This is a genomic window from Pseudomonas edaphica (assembly GCF_005863185.1).
Lineage (GTDB): Bacteria > Pseudomonadota > Gammaproteobacteria > Pseudomonadales > Pseudomonadaceae > Aquipseudomonas > Aquipseudomonas edaphica.
The window spans coordinates 1-4,375 of the sequence record NZ_VBVZ01000524.1 but is presented as its reverse complement, the minus strand read 5'-3'; the positions used below and the strand labels follow the sequence as shown (position 1 = coordinate 4,375).

The 4,375-nt window shown below is 60.1% G+C and carries 5 protein-coding genes and 1 pseudogene; 1 reads left to right on the top strand and 5 read right to left on the bottom strand.

The genetic code is table 11. The features are described 5' to 3' along the window. From FEM54_RS34425 to FEM54_RS25690, 3 genes and pseudogenes are all read right to left on the bottom strand, one after another. A pseudogene (locus FEM54_RS34425) lies at positions 1-193 on the bottom strand (hypothetical protein); the annotation flags it as partial. A 40-nt stretch (positions 194-233) separates the two neighbouring features. Beyond that, on the bottom strand, positions 234-1,256 hold the full coding sequence (locus tag FEM54_RS25695; RefSeq protein ID WP_017137881.1) for a transporter: 1,023 nt from the start codon (positions 1,254-1,256) through the stop codon (positions 234-236). A gap of 228 nt (positions 1,257-1,484) precedes the next feature. Continuing rightward, positions 1,485-1,790, bottom strand: a complete 306-nt coding sequence (locus FEM54_RS25690; RefSeq protein WP_017137880.1) for a PepSY domain-containing protein — start codon at positions 1,788-1,790, stop codon at positions 1,485-1,487. A gap of 154 nt (positions 1,791-1,944) precedes the next feature. On the opposite strand from FEM54_RS25690, the gene FEM54_RS25685 reads away from it, so the two are divergent. After that, on the top strand, positions 1,945-2,808 hold the full coding sequence (locus tag FEM54_RS25685; protein ID WP_138453571.1) for a sterol desaturase family protein: 864 nt from the start codon (positions 1,945-1,947) through the stop codon (positions 2,806-2,808). On the opposite strand, the gene FEM54_RS25680 is transcribed toward FEM54_RS25685, so the two are convergent. Continuing rightward, a complete protein-coding gene (locus tag FEM54_RS25680; RefSeq protein WP_138453570.1) occupies positions 2,800-3,477 on the bottom strand; it encodes a helix-turn-helix domain-containing protein in 678 nt (225 codons plus the stop codon). The genes FEM54_RS25685 and FEM54_RS25680 overlap by 9 nt on opposite strands. Beyond that, positions 3,478-4,375, bottom strand: an 898-nt coding sequence (locus FEM54_RS25675) for a glycerophosphodiester phosphodiesterase family protein (protein WP_138453569.1), incomplete at its 5' end; no start/stop codon positions are given.

Below are 4,375 nucleotides of genomic sequence, written 5' to 3'. Positions count from 1 at the left end.
GTCCTGCGTTGGGCTGCGGAGCGGCCCCAGTAAGGGCACCGCAATTTTCCTGAAAGTACTCAGTGTTTGGGTTTGGGGCCGCTTCGCAGCCCAACGCAGGACAAGCCTGCTCGCCACAGGAGAATGTGGCGGCCTTCAAAAGGCTGCGATAGCGGTGCATCAGGCAATGAACAGTTGGCTGGTAGATAGCCATCGCAGGCAAGCCAGCTCCCACAATTTGACTGTATTGCAATTCAATAGTCTTTGCGCTTACGGAACGCCCAGCGCCCGGCAATCAGGGTAAACGTCGCCACCAGCGCCACCAGGATCCAGAACCCTTCCGGGTCGGTGGAAAGCGGCACGCCGCCCACGTTCATGCCAAAAAAACCGGCGATGATATTGATCGGCAGCGCCAGCACCGTCACCACGGTGAGGGTAAACAGCGTGCGGTTGCTTTGTTCGTTGAGGTTGGCGGCGATTTCTTCCTGCAACAGCTTGATGCGTTCGCCCAGGGCCGTGAGGTCGTTGATGATCAGCGCAAACTCCTCGGTGGATTTGCGCAACTCCTTCACGTCTTCCTTTTGCAGCCACTGCGGCGGGCGGTTGAGCAGGCGCAGGAGCGAGCCCGGCTCCAGTGCCAGCAGACGTTGCAGGCGCACCAGCACCCGGCGTGCGGCACCCAGTTCGGCGCGGTTGGTGGACAGGCGCGAGGACAGTAACTGGTCTTCGATATGGTCGACGCTGATACTGGTTTTACGCACGATCTGCGTGAGCACCTCACCCTGGTCGCGCAACAGATGCACCAGCAGTTCCAGGGGCGAACGAAAGCGTTCACCGGCCTTCACCGACGAGCGCAATTTATCCACCGAGTGCAGCGGTTGCAGGCGTGCACTCACCAGCAAACGGCTGCGGGCGCAGACCCACAGCGTGGAGATATCCGACGAAACCATGCTGCTGAAGTTGAACACCACGTCGTTGACCACTGCGAGCAAGGCCGAGTCGACGTGTTCGATACGCGTGGAGCGCGAGCCTTCGTGCAGGGCTTCGAAAAACTCGTCGGGCAATGACAGGTTGGCCTGCATCCAGCGCTCGCAGGCGGCGTGGGCCAGGTTCAGGTGCAGCCACAGGAATTCTTCCGGGTCTTGCGGCGCTTTTAGCGCGGCCAGCGCGGTCGCTGAATCAATTTGCTCGCCCTTTTCACCGGGCCGAAAACGAAAACCGTAAAGCAAGCCAAACAGATCGGGATCCTGGTGGCTGTGGTCGATGCTGTGGTTCATGGAGGCTCGCAGAGAAAGCGCCTGTAGGACGTTTCACAGGTTCGCGTGGGCGAATCATTGCAAGGCGGGATGACGATTTTGTGACAGTTTGAAAACTCGCTCAGCGGGTTTCCAGGCGCAGGCCTGCGCTTTGTCGGTGTAATTTGATCAACCCTCCGTGATGGCTGGCGAGCAGGCATAAAAAAACCGCGCCACTTTAAACGTGGCGCGGTTTTTTTAAACGATGACTCAGGTGTCCAGTTTGTCTTCCAGCACGGCGCCGGTCTTGGCGTCGAGCTTCACTTCAAACCGTTTGCCGGCGGTGTCGGTCAAGTCAACTTCGTATACCAATACACCGTTTTTGTGGTCCAGCTCGGTGTCAGTGATGCTGGCACCGGCGTGTTTGGCCACGGCGGCGGCGTTGAGTTTTTCGAACGGCATCACGGCGCCGGACTTGAGCAAACCTTCAATGTGGTCCGGGCGAACATCCGCCTGGGCCAACCCGGCAGTCAGGGTCAAGGCGGTGGCGGCGAACAGGGCGGTCAGGGTTTTCATGGTGTGTGTCCTTTTTCGGTGAGCTGTTTAAGTGGCCTCAGGTTATCCAGCGCAACTTAATTCATCCTTAATTAATTCAAACGGTTGCGCCGTTTGTTCAATTCGCTGCGTGTGGAGGGTTTCATGCTGGGGGCTCACTGGAAGGGAGACTCGGATGAAACGTTTAGTGGCTTGGCTGTACGCGCCTGTATTCCTGGTGGGTTTTTTAGCTTGGGGGCTTTGGAAGCCCGGTTGGCTGGTCGTGGTGTTTGCGACAGCCGTCGCCGTGTCATTTGTGATGGAGCAATGGCTGCCCTATGAGCCGCAATGGAATCGCAGCCTCGGGGACCGGCGCCGCGATACGCTCCACGCGTTGGTCAACGAGAGCCTGAATGCCCTGGGCCTGTTGATTCTACCGGGGCTCACGGCCCTGCTGGCGTTCGAAGGCATTTGGCCGCGTGGCTGGCCGGTGTGGGCACAACTGCTGTTGTCGATTGTGTTGGCCGATGCCGGAATTACCCTGATGCACTACGCCAGCCACCGTATTGCGCCGCTCTGGCGCCTGCATGCGGTACACCACAGCGTGCAGCGGCTGTATGGGTTCAATGGGCTGATGAAACACCCTTTGCATCAGATGCTGGAGGCGACGGCGGGCCTGTTGCCGCTGGTGCTGCTGGGGATTCCTGTGGAGGTTGCGCAGTTGCTGGCCCTGGCAATTGCGATCCAGCTGTTGTTGCAACATTCCAACGTCGACATGCGTTTAGGGCCATTGCGTTGGGTATTTGCCTGGGCGCCGGTGCATCGTTTTCATCACATGAAGTACGGGCGCGCCGGGGATGTGAATTTCGGTTTGTTCTTCAACCTGTGGGACTGGCTGTTGGGCACGGCGTTTTATCGCGAGCACTATCAGATGGGCCCTGGCGACCTGGGCATTGGCAGCCGGCCGAATTTCCCGGTGGCGTATGCGGCGCAGATACGTGACCCGTTCATGCCGGCGCGCTTGAGCAAAGAACCGCCTTTGCCGGACGCGCTACGTTAGCAGCCGCACGTCCAACTGACGCAATGACGCGCCGGCCGTCACGCCAAACAACTGCTTCATGGTGCGCGAAAAATGTGCCGAGTCGGCAAACCCCGCAGCGTGGGCGGCCTCGGTCAACGTGTTGCCGCCAAGGGCCACTTGCAGCGCCACACGCAAGCGCCGCCATACCACCAGGCGGCGCACGGGCACGCCCAGTTGATGGGTGAACAGGCGTTCCAATTGGCTTAATGACAGGTGTGCGGCGTGGGCCAGTGCCTGGGCTGAAACCTTGCCGGCAAGCTGCTGATCCAGGGCCGACAGTGCCCGTTCCAGGCGCGGGTCGACGCGGGCGCGCCGGGGTAACTGGCTCAGTTGCAATTGCAGTGTCTCAAGGCATGGCTGCGCATCGAGCAACAGATGCTCCAGGGTCTGGTTCGCAAAGGTGGCAGGTTCGGCATACAGCACCAGTACGTCACCGTCGCTGGCGAGAAGGGCGTGGGGGTGTTGCGAGGGGATAAACAGGCGATGGGCCGTGGTGACACGGCCATCGAGGCTGACCGTGACCGGTTTGCCGGGGCAGAGCATCAACTGATGGACGTAGTGCGCATGGGGCGCGGTACGCCCCAGCTCGCCGAAGATCAGGCCGTAGTCATGCCCCAACCACAGGCGACCTGACCATTCGGGTTTCACTCAGTAGCCGTTGTCCTTGAGCAGGTCCTGCACGCTCGACGAAGGCCAGCGCTTGTAGAACTTCAGCAGTTCGGCGGCGCGGTTGGTGAAGATGCCGTCCACGCCGGCTTTCATGACTTTTTCGAAGTCCACGGGCTCATCGACGGTGTAGACGTGCACCAGCAGGCCTTTGTCGTGGGTCAGCTTGTTCATCTCAGGCTTCACCAGGTCGGTGTAGCTCTGGTCACCGTGGTTGGTCAGCTCGGCCGAAGGGCCGGTGCCGATGGCGCCGAGGCTCTTGGCTTCGTCCACCCACTTTTCGAACTCGGCGGCGTCTTTTGGCTCTTGCTTGGCGTAGTAGGCGGCCTTGGTGGTTTCGCCGGACTCAGCGAAGGTTTGTGCCGATTTAGGCTCGATGCTGCCTGGGCCAACCCACAACAGCAGGATTTTCGGGGTGTTGGGCATTTCTTTCTGCAGCTCTTTCAAGCTGTCTTTTTCAAACGTCTGCAGCACCACGCGGCCTTTGCCCTGGCCCACGCCGGTGTTGCTCTTGCCCAGCTTGGAACCGGCGGAGCTCAACCAGCCTTTATCCAGCAGCTTGTTTTTCAGGTCGGCTTCGATGCCCGGGAACTGCTTGGGCTCCTTGGTCTCGATGTACAGGCCTGGTTTGTGCTGCGGGTTGCCTTCGGCGATCTTGATGATCTCGTCCAGGCTCTGGATTTTCAGGCCAACAAACGCCGGGCGGGCACGGTCCGGGTAAGCGGCGTTGAACCAGCTGCCGGCGTCCAGGGTGCGCAGTTCGGCCCAGGTGAACTCGTTGGCCGGAGCGTCTTTGCGCTCGGGGAACTTGGTGGCCACGTCGGTGGTGCGTTGCAGGTTGTTGTCGTGCAGGGCGAACAGTACGCCGTCTTTACTGCGC

Excerpts from the sequence above, each read along its gene's own strand:
- FEM54_RS25690 (WP_017137880.1), bottom strand. The coding sequence starts at position 1,790 with ATGAAAACCCTGACCGCCCTGTTCGCCGCCACCGCCTTGACCCTGACT.
- FEM54_RS25695 (WP_017137881.1), bottom strand. The coding sequence starts at position 1,256 with ATGAACCACAGCATCGACCACAGCCACCAGGATCCCGATCTGTTTGGC.
- FEM54_RS25685 (WP_138453571.1), top strand. The coding sequence starts at position 1,945 with ATGAAACGTTTAGTGGCTTGGCTGTACGCGCCTGTATTCCTGGTGGGT.